Consider the following 16388-nt stretch of genomic DNA (forward strand, 5'->3'; position numbering starts at 1 on the left):
CGATGAAGAAAGAATACGAGACAATCACGGAGATCAGCGGCCCGCTGGTGTTCGCGGAAGTCGACGAGCCGGTCGGCTACGACGAGATCGTCGAGATCGACACCGGCGACGGCGACGTTCGCCGCGGCCAGGTGCTGGAATCGACGAGCGACTACGTCGCGATCCAGGTCTTCGAGGGAACGACGGGGATCGACCGCAACTCCTCCGTTCGCTTCCTCGGCGAGACGATGAAGATGAAGCTCACCGAGGACCTGCTGGGGCGTGTCCTCAGCGGTTCCGGTGACCCGATCGACGGTGGTCCCGAGATCGAACCGGACGAGCGTCGTGACATCGTCGGCAAGGCGATCAACCCCTACTCCCGGGAGTACCCCGAGGAGTTCATCCAGACCGGCGTCTCCGGTATCGACGGGATGAACACCCTCGTGCGCGGACAGAAACTGCCGATCTTCTCGGCGTCGGGGCTGCCCCACAACGATCTGGCACTCCAGATCGCCCGTCAGGCCAGCGTCCCGGAAGAGGAGGAAGGCGACGACGACGAGGGGTCGGAGTTCGCAGTGATCTTCGGGGCGATGGGGATCACCCAGGAAGAGGCAAACGAGTTCATGGACGACTTCGAGCGCACCGGCGCACTCGAACGCTCCGTCGTCTTCATGAACCTCGCAGACGACCCGGCCGTCGAGCGAACGCTCACCCCGCGGCTGGCACTGACGACCGCGGAGTACCTCGCCTTCGACAAGGGGTATCACGTGCTCGTGATCCTCACGGACATGACCAACTACTGTGAGGCACTGCGCGAGATCGGTGCCGCACGAGAAGAGGTCCCGGGTCGCCGTGGCTACCCCGGATACATGTACACCGACCTGGCACAGCTCTACGAGCGTGCGGGTCGAATCGAGGGTCGCGAGGGCTCTGTCACCCAGATCCCGATCCTCACGATGCCGGGCGACGACGACACGCACCCGATCCCGGACCTGACCGGCTACATCACGGAGGGCCAGATCTACATCGATCGGGACCTCAACAGCCAGGGGATCGAACCGCCGATCAACGTCCTGCCGAGCCTCTCGCGGCTGATGGACGACGGGATCGGCGAGGGACTGACCCGTGTCGACCACGCGGACGTGAAAGACCAGATCTTCGCCGCCTACGCGGAAGGTGAGGACCTGCGCGACCTCGTCAACATCGTCGGCCGCGAGGCGCTGTCGGACCTGGACAACAAGTACCTCGACTTCGCCGACCGGTTCGAGACGGAGTTCGTCGACCAGGGGATCGACACCGATCGCTCCATCGACGAGACGCTCGAACTCGGCTGGGACCTCCTCTCGATGCTCCCAAAGGACGCACTCAACCGTATCGACGAGGAGCTGATCGAGGAACACTACCGCGAAGACGAGACCCAGGAAGTCACCGCGGACTGACGCTCCGTTTCCGTCTATTTTTTGCCAGTCGTGATCTGGTCGCCAGCGGCCGCACTTTCTCGGTGCGACAGTCTCGGTGCGACCCGTTCGAGCGCCGAGTGGTCGTCTTCGGAGAGGACGGCGAGTCCCACCGCCGTGCTGTGGTTTCCCTTTCGGCAGATTTTGCCGCACGGACGAAGCCGCTCTCCCCGGTGTCTGTGTTTGATTCGCGTCTCCTCGCCGGGCTCGGGAAGGCGTACCAATCCCTGTTGGCATGGGCTGTTTAAGTGTCGGGCCGTTATTACAACATGAACCATGTTACAGTCTGGCATGAGCACGTACGTACCGGGCGGCGAAAGCATATTCCTGTGGGTCGGGACGGCAGGAATGTTCCTGGGGATGTTGTACTTCATCGCCCGGGGCTGGAGTGTCTCCGACCAGCGTCGCCAGAAGTTCTACATCGCGACGATCATGATCGCCGCGATCGCCTTCGTGAACTACCTCTCGATGGCACTGGGTTTCGGTGTCACGACCATCGAACTCGGCGGCGAGGAACGGGCGATCTACTGGGCGAGATACACCGACTGGCTGTTCACGACGCCGTTGCTGCTGTACGACCTCGCCCTGCTGGCGGGGGCCGACCGGAACACGATCTACTCGCTGGTCGGTCTGGACGTGCTGATGATCGGTACCGGCGCGCTCGCGACGCTGTCGGCGGGTTCGGGCGTCCTCCCGGCGGGTGCCGAACGCCTCGTCTGGTGGGGTATCAGCACCGGCTTCCTGCTGGTCCTGCTGTACTTCCTGTTCAGCAACCTCACCGACCGAGCGAGCGAGCTCTCGGGTGACTTGCAGTCGAAGTTCTCGACGCTGCGCAACCTGGTGCTGGTCCTGTGGCTCGTGTACCCCGTCCTGTGGTTGGTCGGGACCGAGGGCCTCGGACTCGTCGGCCTCCCGATCGAGACGGCCGCGTTCATGGTGCTCGACCTGACCGCCAAGATCGGCTTCGGTATCATCCTGCTCCAGAGTCACGCGGTCCTCGACGAGGGCCAGACCGCGTCGGAAGGCGCAGCCGTCGCCGACTGATCGCGGCTCCCCTCTCGCCACTCCAGTCGAAACACTCAGGGCGATCTGCCCGATAGTGTGACCGAGCGGACCGTGGTCGCCACGGCGGTCCGCCCGACGCACCGTCCGCACAGCGCCGTCTCAGTACATCCGCGTTTCAGTACGTCACAATGGCCGCTTTCACATACGTCCAATTTCACGCGCTGTTCGTCCTCCCGGCGCTTGCGGTGCTCGTGGGGGTAGCGGGAATGCGCTCGCGCGCGACACGAAGCGAGGTCCGCCCCCTCGCCGTCGCCGTCATCATCGCAGTAGCGATGCTGTACACCGTGCCCTGGGACAACTACCTCATCTTGCGGGGCGTCTGGTCCTACGGCACCGACAGCGTCGCGGCCGTCATCTGGCACGCGCCCATCGAGGAGTACCTGTTTATCCTCTTGCAGCCACTGGTCGCCGCGCTGTGGCTGCACGTGATCTCGCCGGGGATGCCGGCGAACGACGAGACGACGGTCTCCGCTCGTGATCGGGTGGTCGGGGCTGCGGCGGGAGCGCTCGTCGGTCTCGTCGGCGTGGCTCTCCTCACGAGCGACGCGACCTTCTACCTCGGTGCGATCGTCGCCTGGAGCGGCCCGGTGCTCGCGCTCCAGTGGGCCGTCGGATGGCCGTACCTCCTCGCTCGGGGACAGACGCTCGTCGTAGCCGTCTTCGCGCCGACGGCGTACCTCTGGATCGCGGATCGCGTCGCCCTGGAGTCGGGCATCTGGATCCTCTCGGAGCAGTACACGACGGGGCTGGCCGTCCTCGGCCTGCCACTCGAAGAGGCCGCGTTCTTCCTCGTGACAAACGTCTTCGTCGTACAGGGGTTGCTGTTGTACCCGTGGGTGATCGACCGATGGCGGTCGAGGTAACCGCCGATCGGGGCCGACGGCTGCGGTCGGGCCGTCGACGCCTCGCTCGCTGGACCTTTCTGCCGGCCTGGCTGGTGCTCGGTGCTGTCACGGTCGCCCACATCCTGGGCGTGTCGACCGCCGTTCCGGTTCGCTACGGCGTCTTGCTGGTGACGCTGCTCTGTTTCGGACTGCCACACGGCGCTGCCGACCACCACTCGGTCGCACGAACGCTCGGCGTCGACCTCACGCCTCGGTTCCTCGCGGCGTTCTGTGCGGGGTATCTCGGACTCGCAGTGCTGTACACCGCCGTCTGGTTCCTCGCACCGGCCCTCGCGTTCGTCGCCTTCGTCGCACTGACGTGGTTTCACTGGGGACAGGGCGACGTGTATCCGCTGGCGACACTCGCCGACGGTCGCCACCTCGACAATCGAGCCGTCGCAGCGCTGACGGTAGTCGTCCGCGGCGGCCTCCCGATGTTGGTCCCGCTCGTCTTCTTTCCGGATCGATACGCCGCTGTCGCCCGGACGGTCGTCTCGCTGTTCGACCCCGGTCGGACCGGGTCGCTCGCGCCGCTGTTCACCCAGGAGGCGGGCATCGTCGCCGGGGTCGGATTCGCCGCCATCACGGTGGTGACGCTGGCAGCCGGGCTCGCAGTGGCCGGTCCGAGACGCGCCTGGCTCCTCGACGCCGCCGAGACGGCGCTGCTGTGGGGCTTTTTCGCGGTCGTTCCGCCGGTCCTCGCGATCGGGGTCTACTTCGCCCTGTGGCACTCGGTACGCCACATCGCCCGGCTGACCGAACTCGACGGGGTCGCGCTGGCGGCACTGGACCGCGGTGCCGTCGCCCGTGTGGTCGGTCGCTTCACGCGAGACGCGCTTCCGGCGACGGTCGGCGCAGTCGTCCTGTTTGGCGGCCTCGCACTGGCCGTTCCGACGACGGTGGCCGGCGTCTCCGAGGTCGGCGGGCTGTATCTCGTCTTGCTCGCGGTGCTGACCCTGCCCCACGTCGTCGTCGTCACCTGGCTCGACGTGCGACAGGGAATTTGGGGGTAACGACCGCGTCAGTCGGTGATCGGCCCCGTCCCGGCCGTGGGAACTGTAAAAGGTTATCCGACTGGGCCCGTAACGCCCCGATAATGGCCAAGGACGTCAAACCCACCCGGAAAGAGCTGATGCGAATCGAGGATCGCATCGACCTCTCGGAACGGGGCCACGACACGCTGGAGAAGAAACGCGACGGCCTCATCATGGAGTTCATGGACATCCTCGACCAGGCACAGGACGTTCGATCCGACCTCGACGACTCCTACGGTCGCGCCCAACACGCGATCAACATGGCTCGGGCGATGGACGGCGACGTGGCCGTCCGCGGTGCCGCGGCCGCACTGAAGGAGCATCCTGAGCTGACGACCCAGTCCAAGAACATCATGGGCGTCGTCGTCCCCCAGATCGAGTCCAGCAAGGTCCGTAAGTCCCTCGACGAGCGTGGATACGGCGTCATGGGTACGTCGGCCCGGATCGACGAGGCCGCCGACGCCTACGAGGAACTCATCGAGAACATCATCCTCGCGGCCGAGGTCGAGACCGCGATGAAGAAGATGCTCGAGGAGATCGAGACCACCAAACGCCGCGTCAACGCGCTGGAGTTCAAGCTGCTGCCCGATCTGTACGACAACAAGGAGTACATCGAGCAGAAGCTCGAAGAACAGGAGCGCGAAGAGATCTTCCGCATGAAGAAGATCAAGAACAAGAAAGAGGAAGAGGAGGCTGCAGCCCGCGAGGAAGAGAACGCGGAGGCCGAAGAGGCCGCCGCCGTCGCCGCCGACGACTGACCGGCGTCGACGCCCCTTTTCGCCGCCGAGCTTTTGCCAGTGCCACGCCCACGTCAGTACATGGACTGTCCCGAGTGTGGCCACGAGACCGTCGTCTTCGCCGTCGATCCCGAACTCCGGGAGTACCTCCCCGGCGATGATCCGGGCGCGTCGCTGTGCCCGCGGTGTCTGTCCGTCCGTCCCGCCGTGGAGCCGCCAGCCAGCGAACCGGACTTTTCGCCCCTCGGCGACGCGTTTCCCGATGGCGGGGCCGCCGTCCCGATGGCGCTGTTGCTCGGCCTGCTCTCCTCGCTGGCGCTGTATCGCGACGAGATCGCCGCGCTGCTGGAGCGTGTCGAGCGTGCCGGCACCGATCCACTGCTGGTGATCGATAGACTCGACGCCGATCCCGGGATCGAGAGCGAGGTCGACCTCGGCCGTCGTCGCCACCAGCTCGAACAACTGCTGTGACGATCTCGCGGGGATCGTCGGCGGAACCAAACTAGTAAGGTATCGGTTATTTATATGTATGGGCTATACAACCATGTGCGGCATCAGGACGTGGACGTTCCAGTCCACGACGCCACAGCGGTGTTGTGCCCACTCACCATCCCCACCCCACCACAACATCATCCTTCCCATGCCACCTTGGACGTGCCGCACCCGGTCGCCCTGTCCCGGGCGACCGTGCCTCTGACTTTCGGACGGTTCACACGAAGCGCCAGCCATCGCTTCCCGTCCGTCTTTGCACCGAAAAACGCGTCCGTTAGACGCCGGTCGAGTAGCGCAGGAGTCCGGCGACGCCGCCGAAGGCCGACAGGAGCTGTTCGCCCTTCTCGAAGTCCGTCGAGATGAACAGCGTCTCGGTGCCGCGCTGCTGGGCGATCTCCATGAGGTGGTCGATCGCGTCCTCGCGTTCGGCCTCCTCGGCGGGGACGGTCTCGCTACACCGCGAGCAGTCGTGGTCGTCGATCGACGCCGACCGGTCGACCATCTCGTACTCGTCGTGGCCGTTCTCACAGGTGTAGGTGAGCACGTCCTTCCGGAGGTCCTCGGAGATGAGCAGGCGGTCGACCGACCCCATGATGAGGTTCTCGCGGGTCGGCCCGAAGCCGTAGGTCGCCAGATCGCCGTCGTGGAGCTCCTTGAAGAACTCCTCCATGGCCTCCTTGTCCTGGAGGATCTCGTGTTCGGCCAGCACCTCGCTCGCGGCGTCGACGAGATCGTACAGTCCGGACTCGTCGGTGTAGGCCACGTCGAACTTCCCGAGGACGTTGTCGCCGAGTTCGTGGTGGAGGTAGTCGCCGTCGAGGAACTCGTCTTTGGTCGGGGAGGGACCGCCCACGAGGATGCCGTTCATCTCGTGGCGACGCGAGACGAACAGGTCGTTGGCCATCTCGGCGACCTCCTGATAGAAGTTGTCGATGGCCTCCAGGCGCAGCCGTGCGAACCGCTGTGCGGACTGACCACCTTTCCGCTGCTTGCCCGGGACCAGCGACGAGGCGGACTTGACGGGTTCGACGCGCTTGCCCTTGAGCCAGCCGACGTTTGCCTCGCGCCGGTCGAGGACGATCAGGCCGAACAGTCCCTTGTCGGCCAACATCTCGTCCAGTGGCTCGGTCAGGAAATCCGAATCACAGTGGTAGCGAAACGACTCGATGGGGTCGGGCGGACTCTCTAGGACCTCCGTGACCATCTCGGTGCGTCCACCACTGGAGTCGACCGCACCGGAGAACAGGACCATCCCGTTCTCGGGCGGTGCGTTCCCGTAGTAGCGAAGCCGGTCTTTGATGCTGGTCAGGGCGTCCTGGACGTTGGTCCGGGTCTGCTTTGACTTGATGTTGGACGCTTCGGAGTGTTCCTGTGTGACGTGGGCGACGACGTCGCTGATCTGCTTGTCCTCTGGTACGTAGATCGTCACCAGTTGCGTCCCGGATCCGTCGTACCCCTTGAGCTTCTCGATGACTTTCTTGAACTCGTATTTTTGTTTGTCGGATTGCTCCTGCTCGGACTCGCTCATTGGGTCAACGTTGGCTGAGCGCGGGTAAGTAACTGTTGACAGCGAGAGCCGTCGATCACGTGTGACGGGCGGCTTTATATGATAGCCAACCTTGGGCTACGGTATCTAACTATGGCGGGCTACGTGTGTACCATCGCGGGTGGCAAAGGCGGGGTCGGCAAGACCACGACGGCGGTCAACGTCGGAGCCGCCCTCCAGGAGGCGGGCCACGACGTCGTCGTGGTCGACGCGGACCTCGGGATGGCGAACCTCGGATCGATGCTCGGCATCGAGCATCGCGCTTCTCTCCACGAAATCCTCGCCGGGGACGCGGCGGTCAGTGACGCCCTGACCGACGCACCGGGCGGACTGACGATCATCCCCGGCGAGCAGTCCCTGGAGGCGTTCGCGGACGCCGATCCGGCGAAGCTGCGCAAGGTGATCAAGACGCTGCGCAACGCCTACGACGTGGTCCTGATCGACACCGGTGCGGGCCTGAGCCACGAGGTCGCCGTTCCGCTCGGCCTGGCCGACGGCATCCTGCTCGTGACGACACCGGACGACGTGGCCGTCGGTGACACGGTGAAGACGGCCCAGCTGGCCGACCGCATCGACGGGGACGTGGTCGGCGTGGTCGTCAACCGCGTCACCAGACACACCGACATCGCCGAGATCTCCGAACGGCTCGGCTTCGAGTTGCTGGCGGTCATCCCCGACGATCAGGAGGCCACCGCCGTCGAGCCCCTCGTGCTCAACGCGCCCGACAGTCGCGCTGCGAGCGCGTTCGACCAGCTGTCCGAGTCGATGGCGGCGATGTTCTTCCGGGGCGAGCGGGCGGCCGACCTCGAGACCGTTCTCGAAGAGACGTGGTTCGTCGACGAGACCGACGACGACGAGGAAGAGGAAGACGAATCCGGCGGCGTCTTCGGTCTGTTCAGCTGATTTTCCGGCCGCTCGCGCTCACATCGAACGGGGAGCCGCGATGCCGATGGCGTCTAACGCGTTCGCAATCGCGTGTCTGGCCGCATCGACGAGCGCGAGGCGCGCCCGCTTGGTGTCCGGATCGGCGTCCAGTACCGGACACTCTCGGTAGAAAGTGTTGAACTGCTCGGCGAGCGTGCGTGTGTAGGTCGCGACGACGTGGGGGCGGTGTTCGTCGGCGGCCTGCTCGATCACGGCGGGGAACCGCGCGATCTCTCGCAGGAGGTCCCGTTCGGCGTCGGTCGCCAGCGGGGCCGCGTCGAGATCTGCGGCCGTCGATTCGGGCTCTCGCTCTTTGCCCTCCTCCACAGCGTGTTCCGCCTCGCTGCGGATGCCACAGCACCGCGCGTGGACGTACTGGACGTACGGTGCCGACTGCGCCTCGAAGTCGAGCGCGCGGTCCCACTCGAAGGTGATCCCCTTCGTCGGCTGTTTGGAGACGATGTCGTACCGGACCGCGCCGATGCCGACCTGGTGGGCGATCCGCTCGACGTCCGTCTCGTCGAGGTCGTCGTCGCGGCTGCGGGTGTCGATTCGGCTCTCGACTTCCTCGCGCGCACGGTCGATCGCTTCGTCCAGCAGGTCGTCGAGGTCGATCCCGGTTCCCTCGCGGGTACTCATGCCGCCCTCGGGGAGGTTCACCCACGAGTAGAACACCTGGCTGAGCTGGTCGGTGTCGTGGCCGAGCAGGTCCAGCGTGGTGTCGAGCTGGTCGGCCTGGAGCTTGTGGTCTTCCCCGAGCACCGTCACGGCCCGGTCGTAGGTGTCGAACTTCCACTCGTGGTGGGCAAGGTCCCGCGTGGTGTACAGCGAGGTCCCGTCCGAGCGCAGGAAGACGAGGTTCTTCTCGAAGCCGGGCAGATCGAGCTGCCAGGCGTCTTCCTCGTACACCGCCTGGTCGAGGGCTTTGAGCCGGTCGACGAGGTCCTCGGTCGCGTCGTTGCGCATGAACCGCGTCTCTTTGACGAACTCGTCGAACTCGGCCGGGAGCCGACCGAGCGTCTCGCTCATCCCCCCCAGCACGGTGTCGACGACCTCGCCGACCCGTTCGTAGGCGTCTTCGTCGCCCGCTTCGAGGCCCTGCAGGATCGCTTGGATCTCGCTTTCGGCGTCCTCGACGCGGTCGGCGTCGGCCTCTTCGAGGAAGCTGTTGCCCTTCCGGTAGTACCGGACCATCTCGTACTCCGGCGAGTCCCGTTCGGGCTCCGGGAGGTCGTCCTCGTCGAAGGTCTCGTAGGCCCAGGTGAACACCGCCATCTGGCGGCCGGCGTCGTTGACGTAGTAGTGGCGGTCCACGTCGTAGCCGGCGTAGTCGAGCACGCGAGCCAGCGCGTCGCCGATGATCGGATTGCGGGCCCGGCCCACGTGGACCGGCCCCGTCGGGTTCGCGGACGTGTGCTCGACCACGACGCTCGTGTCGCGATCCGGGAGCTGCCCGTAGTCCTCGGCCTGTGCGGCCGCCAGCGTCTCGCTGAAGTAGGCGTCGCTGGGCAGGAAGTTGACGTACGGGCCTCGCTGTTCGACGCTGTCGACGTACGTCAGGTCGCTGGGGTCGATCGCTGCGGCGATGTCGGCGGCGACTGCCGGCGGTGGCGCACCGACCTCGCCCGCGAGCCGAAACGCCGTGCTGGACGCGAGCACGGCCGCCACGTCTTCGGGCGGTTCCTCGATACCGAGGTCCTCACTGGGGAGATCGAGCGCCTCCAGCGCGGCTTCGAGCGCCGTCTCGACCTCCGAGCGGGTCTGGCGGAACATACCGGGCCTTTCCCAGCGGTCCGTTTAGCATTGACGAAGTGTCCCGATCGCCGGGCCGAGCGAACTCGACCCGCCGACGGGCGGGCTACCCGAGCAGCTGCGGGACCGCGATGATGAAGACGAAACTCCCGATCATCGTCAGCGAGACGCCGTAGGTGATCGCTTTCACGAGCCCTTCACGACGCTCGATCGGGAGGCGAGCGGCGATCGACTCCGAACACACGCGCAGGATGTGGCCGCCGTCGAGGGGGTAGGTCGGGACGAGGTTGAACTGGCCGACGACGAGGTTGAGCCACCCGGTCCAGAACAGGAGGTTCGCGACGACGAAGGCCCCGTCGGTCCCCAGTGCGCTCAGCGGCCCCGAGACCGTGTAGAAGTTCGCGGCGATCCCGGTGAAGCCGGGGAAGTTGTAGCTGAGTCCCTCGACGATCGACGCGAAGGGCAGCGCCAGCGCCAGTCCGATCCGCTGGAGGAACGGGGTCGACTCGAAGGGCTGCTGGCCGGGCACGTCACCGCCCAGCATCGCGAGGAACCGCTCGGCCGGGTACGTCTCGATGCCGAAGTCGCCCACCGAGATCCCGCTGGTCCCGCGTGCGACGTAGTCGACGCCGATCCCCGGATCGCTCTGGCTCGCTTCCGCGAGCGTGATCTCGTAGGTCTCACGCTGACCGTCGACGTAGCCCGCGAGCCGGATCGTCTCGCCGGGTTCGCGCTCGCCGATAGCACTCACCAGATCGGCTGCCGTCGCGGTCCGCTGGCCGTCGACGGCCGTCACGACGAACGACTCGCCTGCGGGTGCGCCCTCGGCTTCGAGCGGGCCGTCTTCGGCGACGACGGTGTAGCCGCCGATCGCCGTCTCGACGGTTTCACCGTTGTCCAGCGTGAGCCGTGCGATCGGTTTGTCTTCGACGGCGTCGTTGAACGCGGTCGTCGTGTTCACCGCGGTCCCGTTGACCGCGACGATGGTGCGGTTGGTCCGGACCGGTGCGCCGGACACCGCTCCGACGACGACCACCGCGCGGTCGACGGTCGTGACCGTTCCGTTCTGGAGCGTGACCTCGACCGTGCCACCGGCCTCGTCGAGGCGCTGTTGCATCTCCGTGGCGTTTGCGACCGACTGACCGTCGATTCCGGTGATGACAGACCCGCTCTCGATGCCGGCCTGGTCCGCCGGCACGCCGGGGAGCGTCCCGCCGACGTGGACGCCGTCGACGACGCCGAAGCCGGCGATCACCGGCCCGAACAGGAGCGCCAGACAGAGCAGGCTCACCGCGAAGTTGTTCGTCACGCCCGCGACGTACATCCGTATCTGCTTGCCTCGGTCCGAGAGGCTGACGCCCTCTTCGTTCGGTTCGACGAACGCGCCCAGCGGCACGATCGTGAGGAGCGCCAGCCCCATCGACTCGATCTCGATGTCGCCGACCCGACACAGCAGCGCGTGCCCGCCCTCGTGGACGACCAGCGCCACCACGAGACCGGCGACGATCTCGCCGGCCACCGACAGCGGGAGGAAGTCGTTGACGCCCGGAATGACGAGGACGTTTCGCGGTTCGGTGACGGCACTCGGTGCGGGGTCTCGCACTGCGAGGACGGCGGCCAACACGACGTAGAAGAACGAACCGACCATGACGACCAGTCCGACGCCGACGCCGACGTTGCCCCACGCTCGCCACGCCCGTTTCGGCGTCGCGAGCCAGTCGACGAACTGCCGGCCACGCTTCGTGTGGAGGGTCGTGATCGGGCCCGAGAGGTGGACGTACTCCGGGAGCACCCCCCAGGTTCGCAGGAGCATCCCGAGAATAGAGTAGGCGACCACTCCGACGAGGACCCACGTGAACGTACTGACCATTCGAGCGGATACAGGAACCACCCGGCAAAGAGCGTTTGGTCTACCGATTCCGACGGAACCGCTCGACGACGAACTCCCGATCGAGCTTCGCGACGAAGGGACCGAGCTGTGGCCCCTCAGTTTCGTCGAAGAGGAGCCGGTAGCCGGCGCTGAAGAAGTCGCCGATAGGCACGTCGTGGCGCTTTGCGGTCTCGTAGATCTCGCCCTGGATCGTCTCGCCGTCGTGGCCCTCGGCGACGAAGTCTGCCAGCTCGTCCAGTGCGGCCTCGGTGGCCTCGTCGAAGTCGGCCTCGGGCAGTGTGGCGCGTTCGAGTTCGTAGTTGAACTCGTTGTCCGTCCGGCGGGCCCACTCGCTGGCCAGATCGACCCGCTCCATCGCCGTCTCGACGGCCCACTCGGGGGTGTCGTCGGCGAGATGGCCCTCCTTGCGGGCCACGTCCGTTCGCAATTCGGGATCGTCGAACATCCCGAGCACCGCGGCGAAGGTGTAGGGGATGCGGACCCGATCGGCGTACGTGTCTTCGAGGAGTTCGTCGACGGTCTCGCGGGCCGTCCGGTCGTTTGCGACCGACCGCCACGATCCCTCGCCGAACTCGTCGTCGAAGCGGTCGGCGACCGTCGGCCTGACCGACGGGGGATAGGCCCGCTCGCCGAGCGCTTCCTCGCGCTCGGTCCCGCTCTCTTCCCCGAAGTAGAGCCGTTCGGTTCGGTCGAAGTCGTCGACCAGCTGGTCGAGGCGCTCGATGCTGAAGTCCCGTGCCTTGCTGGGATCTTTCGAGAAGAAGTAGCGGACGACCGCCGGCTCCAGCAGCTCCAGTACGTCGTGGACCATCACCACGTGGCCCTCGGAGGAGGAGAACGGCTCGCCGTCGAGCGTGAACCACTCGTAGACCATCGGGACGGGGGGATCGATCTCGAAGACGTTCTCCGCGATGTCGACGCCGGAGGGCCAGGACCCCTCGGCGTGGTCCTTCCCGAACGGCTCGAAGTCGACGCCCAGCACGTCCCAGCCCGCCGGCCACTCGAAGCGCCAGGGCAGTTTCCCCTCGCGTAGCGTCGCGGTCCCCTCGTGCCCACACCCATCGATGACCTGATCGCCCGCCTCCATGTCCGTACAGCGGTACTCGACGGTGCCGGCGTCCGTATCGACGGCCGTGACGGTCTCGGTGACCTTGCCACACTCGCCACAGATCGGATTGAACGGCACGTAGTCCGCGTCGACCTTGTCCTGGTACTCGCCGAGCACGTCCCGCGCCCGGTCCTGATTGTCGAGGACGTGGCGGGTCAGTTCCTCGAAGGAACCGTCTTCGTAGAGCTCCGTCGTCGAGACGATCTCGATGTCGACGCCGAGCAGCTCCGCACAGTCGGCGATCAGGTTCGAGAAGTGCTCCCCGTAGGAGTCACAGCAGCCGAAGGGGTCCGGTACGTCCGTGTAGGGACGCCCGAGGTTCTGTCCGAGCGCACCGGCGTTGACCGCGCCGAGATCGACGATGTTGCCGTCGAGGTCCGCGAGCTTACGGGGGAGCTTCCGGAGCGGGTCCCGGTCGTCGGTGGTGAACACCTGCTGGACCTCGTACCCGCGCTCTCGCAGGGATTCGGCGACGAAGTAGCCCCGCATGATCTCGTTGACGTTGCCCAGGTGGGGCACGCCGGAGGGCGAGATCGCGCCCTTGATGACGACTGGCTCGGAGGGCTCTCGGGCCTCGATCTCGTCGGCGACGGCGTCCGCCCAGAACACCGCCCGGTCGTCGGGGCCCCCTTCGCCGTCGTGATCGCCCAGCGCGTAGGGGTCTCTGGGTGTCGTCTGCTGTGTGCTGTCGTCCCCCGGATCGCTCTCGCTCATGCTCGATCCCACGCCGTCGGAGCGGCACCGAGATTCTCGGGCACTACGTCGGTGCCGTCGTGTTCGCCCGTCTCGACGGCGCGTCGAACCGCCGTCGGGTCGGTGCCGTCGAGGACGATCGACCGGAGCCCGGCCCGCTCGATGATCTTCGCCGCCAGCAGGTCGACCGGCGCGTTGCTCCCGGCGTTCATCTCGATGCCGGCGATCAGGTCGACGAGTTCGCCGGCAGCGATCTCCTCGTAGCGCTCGGCGTCGTCGTCCTCGTTGGGGTCGGCACTGAACACGCCCGGAACGCTGGTCGCGTACACGAGCAGATCCGCGCCGACGTGTTCCGCGAGTGCGGCGCTGACGGCGTCGGTGGTCTGGCCGGCGACGGTCCCACCCATGACGGGAACGTCGCCCCGTCTGAGAGCCGCCCGTCCCTCGTCGTAGCTCTCGACCGGTGCCGGCGCGGCCGCCTCGCCCAGCGCGGCGATCAGGAGCCGGCTGTTGAGCCGCGTGACGGCGATCCCGAGCTGGTCGAGCTCGATCTCGTTGGCCCCGAGGTCCCGTGCCGTCGTGATGTACTCCCGCGCCGTGGGGCCGCCACCGACGACGATCCCGATCTCGTGTCCCGCTTCGTCGAGTGTCTCGATGACGCGAGCGTACTCGCCGATCCGATCCGGTTCCAGATTGGGGGCGAGGACGCTCCCGCCGACGGAGACAACTACTTTCATTGTGCCTGCGTAACCCCGATGCAGGCTTAAGGGTTGTCAAGACGCCTGACACCGTCGGCGTCCATCTGTGAACGATTTCGCTACTCCAGTAGGGCGAACCTCTTCATACTGCCGGCTGTACGTCTGTACAGAATTTCGCGACCCCGTAGTCGCGAATATCTTGAAACAGTTACGGCCGGCAGTATCACGAAGTTCCAGCCAGCGGTCAGACGCGTGTCAGACACGCTCCCGAAATGCGGCAAGAAGCTCTTATTTTTGAGCGGGAACGACTGGCTGAACGCATATTGTTTCATTTTCTATGTCTTGGATATTATATTGGGCGAAACGCGCTCAGAACCGTCCGTAAAATGTCTCGAAGGATCTGGGGCGCTCGTAAAAGGTCTGTTTTTCGGCGCTTCACGCTGAAAGTGGTCGAATCGTCCCGAAGCTTCCCGCCTTTATATACTCCTACGGGGGGTACAACCGAGTGAGGTTACAAAGATGAGCACAACTGTGCAGCCCTCCACGGACGAGCCGAGCAAGGAAGAGCGTCTGGCTGCCTTCCTCAAAGAGAAGGCCAACAACGGTGAACTCTACTTCAAGAGCAAGTTCATCGCAGACGAAGTCGGTCTCTCGCCCAAAGAGATCGGCGCGCTCATGGTCAAGCTGAAGGAGTCGGCGTCCGAGATCGAGGTCGAGAAGTGGTCGTACACGAGCGCGACGACGTGGCGAGTCGAGCCCGCCTAGTCGGTCTCTCGGTTCCCGCAACTCGCAGGACGCTCCGAGTGCGTTCTTCTGCTCGTTCCCGACGGCGTGGTCCCCGTCCGGGGTTTTATGCTCGCGCGACGGCTAGTAGCGCGTGATGAATCGGACCGACTCGCCGACGACCGCACCGTCGGTCGAGGACCTCGCGTCCGTCTTTCAGGTCTACCAGGTCCGCCGCGACGGGGATCGGCTCCTCTACGTCGGACGGCCCCGCGTCCAGCCAGACGCCGTCGAGCGACGGCTCTGGGACCGGTTTCGCGAGTCGGGCTACGAGATCTCGCTGGAGCGAGAGTACGACACCGACGCCGACACGCCGATGCCGACCCACGGCTGGGTCCTCGTGGCCCGTCCCCACTCCGTCGGGATCGACGGGATCCCCTGGACGAACATCCTCCTGGCGCTGTTGACCACCGCGTCGACGCTGCTGGTCGGTGCCGTCCAGTGGTACCACGTCGACCTCGGCGCGAACCCGCTCGGGGTCTTCCGCGCCTGGCCGTTCGTGGCGGCCGTCCTCGGCGTCCTCGCGGTCCACGAGCTGGGACACTACGTCGCGAGCCGGTACCACGGCGTCGACGCGAGCCTCCCCTACTTCATCCCGTTCCCGACGCTGATCGGGACGATGGGTGCGGTCATCCGCATGAAAGGACGGATCCCCGATCGCAAGGCGCTGTTCGACATCGGAGCGTCCGGACCGCTGGCGGGCCTCGTCGCGACGGTCGTCGTCTCGGCGATCGGGCTCCAGCTCGATCCCGTCGTTACGCAGGATGCGATCGCCGCCGGCTCCGACGCGCCGGTCGTCCGCTTTCACAACCCGCTCCTGCTGGAGCTGATCGCCGCCGCCACCGGTACACTGGAGACGCTTCGCTCCGGGACGATCCACCCGGTCGTCTTCGGTGGGTGGGTCGGGATGTTCATCACGTTCCTGAACCTCCTGCCGGTCGGGCAACTCGACGGCGGCCACATCGTCCGGGCGCTGTACGGCGAGCGCCAGGAGACGATCGCCGCTGCCGTTCCCGCGGCGCTGTTCGGGTTGGCTGGCTACCTCTACTTCCTGCAGGACGTGACTAACGCCGTCGGCATCTGGGTCATGTGGGGGCTGCTGGCGACGGGACTCGCCTACGCCGGCCCGGCGACCCCCATCCGGGACTCGCCGCTCGACTCCAAGCGGACGCTGCTCGGCGTCTTCACGTTCGTCCTGGGGGTCCTCTGTTTCACCCCGGTGCCGTTCGAACTGGTGACGTGACCGCCCGGAGCCGCTACGATAAATCGTCTCACACGGAAAGTTGTCGTTGCTTACCGGTGAGCGTCTACCCCGTGGCGACGCTCACCGGTACATTCCGACAAC

Annotated in this window: 14 protein-coding genes; 9 read left to right on the plus strand and 5 right to left on the minus strand. The window is 66.0% G+C overall.

From position 1 onward, the window contains the following. Positions 1-2: 2 nt before the first annotated feature. The 6 genes from HMUK_RS06090 (at position 3) to HMUK_RS06115 (ending at position 5627) form a co-directional block, all read left to right on the plus strand. Positions 3-1418: a V-type ATP synthase subunit B gene (locus HMUK_RS06090; RefSeq protein ID WP_015762249.1), complete on the plus strand. Its 1416-nt coding sequence runs from the start codon at positions 3-5 to the stop codon at positions 1416-1418. A 309-nt stretch (positions 1419-1727) separates the two neighbouring features. Then, on the plus strand, positions 1728-2480 hold the full coding sequence (locus HMUK_RS06095) for a bacteriorhodopsin (protein WP_079979647.1): 753 nt from the start codon (positions 1728-1730) through the stop codon (positions 2478-2480). A gap of 149 nt (positions 2481-2629) precedes the next feature. Further along, entirely contained in the window at positions 2630-3364 is a 735-nt protein-coding gene (locus tag HMUK_RS06100; RefSeq protein WP_015762251.1) for a lycopene cyclase domain-containing protein, read from the plus strand. After that, positions 3349-4398, plus strand: a complete 1050-nt coding sequence (locus HMUK_RS06105; protein WP_015762252.1) for a Brp/Blh family beta-carotene 15,15'-dioxygenase — start codon at positions 3349-3351, stop codon at positions 4396-4398. The genes HMUK_RS06100 and HMUK_RS06105 overlap by 16 nt, the downstream gene beginning before the upstream one ends. Before the next feature lie 83 nt (positions 4399-4481). Then, the gene (locus tag HMUK_RS06110; RefSeq protein WP_015762253.1) at positions 4482-5177 is read left to right on the plus strand and encodes a V-type ATP synthase subunit D; all 696 of its coding nucleotides are present in this window, start codon (positions 4482-4484) and stop codon (positions 5175-5177) included. Between the two features lie 60 nt (positions 5178-5237). Continuing rightward, complete coding sequence (locus HMUK_RS06115; protein WP_015762254.1) at positions 5238-5627, plus strand: DUF6276 family protein; 390 nt, start codon at positions 5238-5240, stop codon at positions 5625-5627. A gap of 295 nt (positions 5628-5922) precedes the next feature. Here HMUK_RS06115 and prf1 read toward each other — a convergent pair whose 3' ends face one another. Next, positions 5923-7176 carry a peptide chain release factor aRF-1 gene (prf1, locus tag HMUK_RS06125; protein ID WP_015762256.1) on the minus strand — a complete coding sequence of 418 codons (1254 nt, stop codon included), beginning with the start codon at positions 7174-7176 and terminating at the stop codon, positions 5923-5925. A gap of 111 nt (positions 7177-7287) precedes the next feature. On the opposite strand from prf1, the gene HMUK_RS06130 reads away from it, so the two are divergent. Beyond that, positions 7288-8097 carry a MinD/ParA family ATP-binding protein gene (locus tag HMUK_RS06130; protein ID WP_049940757.1) on the plus strand — a complete coding sequence of 270 codons (810 nt, stop codon included), beginning with the start codon at positions 7288-7290 and terminating at the stop codon, positions 8095-8097. An 18-nt stretch (positions 8098-8115) separates the two neighbouring features. Here HMUK_RS06130 and argS read toward each other — a convergent pair whose 3' ends face one another. The 4 genes from argS to pyrH all read right to left on the minus strand — a co-directional run bounded on the left by argS (position 8116) and on the right by pyrH (position 14299). After that, positions 8116-9891: an arginine--tRNA ligase gene (gene argS, locus HMUK_RS06135; protein ID WP_015762258.1), complete on the minus strand. Its 1776-nt coding sequence runs from the start codon at positions 9889-9891 to the stop codon at positions 8116-8118. An 85-nt stretch (positions 9892-9976) separates the two neighbouring features. Next, the gene (locus tag HMUK_RS06140; RefSeq protein WP_015762259.1) at positions 9977-11740 is read right to left on the minus strand and encodes a site-2 protease family protein; all 1764 of its coding nucleotides are present in this window, start codon (positions 11738-11740) and stop codon (positions 9977-9979) included. Between the two features lie 40 nt (positions 11741-11780). Beyond that, positions 11781-13583 carry a lysine--tRNA ligase gene (lysS, locus tag HMUK_RS06145; protein ID WP_015762260.1) on the minus strand — a complete coding sequence of 601 codons (1803 nt, stop codon included), beginning with the start codon at positions 13581-13583 and terminating at the stop codon, positions 11781-11783. Beyond that, positions 13580-14299 (minus strand): UMP kinase, encoded by a 720-nt coding sequence (gene pyrH, locus HMUK_RS06150; protein WP_015762261.1) that lies wholly within the window; start codon positions 14297-14299, stop codon positions 13580-13582. The genes lysS and pyrH overlap by 4 nt, the downstream gene beginning before the upstream one ends. A 480-nt stretch (positions 14300-14779) precedes the next feature. Between pyrH and HMUK_RS06155 the strand changes: the two genes are divergently transcribed. Beyond that, positions 14780-15025 carry a DUF7123 family protein gene (locus tag HMUK_RS06155; protein WP_015762262.1) on the plus strand — a complete coding sequence of 82 codons (246 nt, stop codon included), beginning with the start codon at positions 14780-14782 and terminating at the stop codon, positions 15023-15025. A gap of 115 nt (positions 15026-15140) precedes the next feature. After that, positions 15141-16286, plus strand: a complete 1146-nt coding sequence (locus tag HMUK_RS06160; protein WP_015762263.1) for a site-2 protease family protein — start codon at positions 15141-15143, stop codon at positions 16284-16286. Positions 16287-16388 lie beyond the last annotated feature (102 nt).

The organism is Halomicrobium mukohataei DSM 12286 (assembly GCF_000023965.1).
GTDB lineage: Archaea > Halobacteriota > Halobacteria > Halobacteriales > Haloarculaceae > Halomicrobium > Halomicrobium mukohataei.

Bases quoted from the DNA above. Each gene is read 5' to 3' on its own strand.
- lysS (WP_015762260.1), bottom strand. From the start codon at position 13,583: ATGAGCGAGAGCGATCCGGGGGACGACAGCACACAGCAGACGACACCC.
- HMUK_RS06090 (WP_015762249.1), top strand. From the start codon at position 3: ATGAAGAAAGAATACGAGACAATCACGGAGATCAGCGGCCCGCTGGTG.
- HMUK_RS06140 (WP_015762259.1), bottom strand. From the start codon at position 11,740: ATGGTCAGTACGTTCACGTGGGTCCTCGTCGGAGTGGTCGCCTACTCT.
- prf1 (WP_015762256.1), bottom strand. From the start codon at position 7,176: ATGAGCGAGTCCGAGCAGGAGCAATCCGACAAACAAAAATACGAGTTC.
- argS (WP_015762258.1), bottom strand. From the start codon at position 9,891: ATGTTCCGCCAGACCCGCTCGGAGGTCGAGACGGCGCTCGAAGCCGCG.
- HMUK_RS06105 (WP_015762252.1), top strand. From the start codon at position 3,349: ATGGCGGTCGAGGTAACCGCCGATCGGGGCCGACGGCTGCGGTCGGGC.
- pyrH (WP_015762261.1), bottom strand. From the start codon at position 14,299: ATGAAAGTAGTTGTCTCCGTCGGCGGGAGCGTCCTCGCCCCCAATCTG.
- HMUK_RS06160 (WP_015762263.1), top strand. From the start codon at position 15,141: ATGAATCGGACCGACTCGCCGACGACCGCACCGTCGGTCGAGGACCTC.
- HMUK_RS06155 (WP_015762262.1), top strand. From the start codon at position 14,780: ATGAGCACAACTGTGCAGCCCTCCACGGACGAGCCGAGCAAGGAAGAG.
- HMUK_RS06115 (WP_015762254.1), top strand. From the start codon at position 5,238: ATGGACTGTCCCGAGTGTGGCCACGAGACCGTCGTCTTCGCCGTCGAT.
- HMUK_RS06110 (WP_015762253.1), top strand. From the start codon at position 4,482: ATGGCCAAGGACGTCAAACCCACCCGGAAAGAGCTGATGCGAATCGAG.
- HMUK_RS06100 (WP_015762251.1), top strand. From the start codon at position 2,630: ATGGCCGCTTTCACATACGTCCAATTTCACGCGCTGTTCGTCCTCCCG.
- HMUK_RS06130 (WP_049940757.1), top strand. From the start codon at position 7,288: ATGGCGGGCTACGTGTGTACCATCGCGGGTGGCAAAGGCGGGGTCGGC.
- HMUK_RS06095 (WP_079979647.1), top strand. From the start codon at position 1,728: ATGAGCACGTACGTACCGGGCGGCGAAAGCATATTCCTGTGGGTCGGG.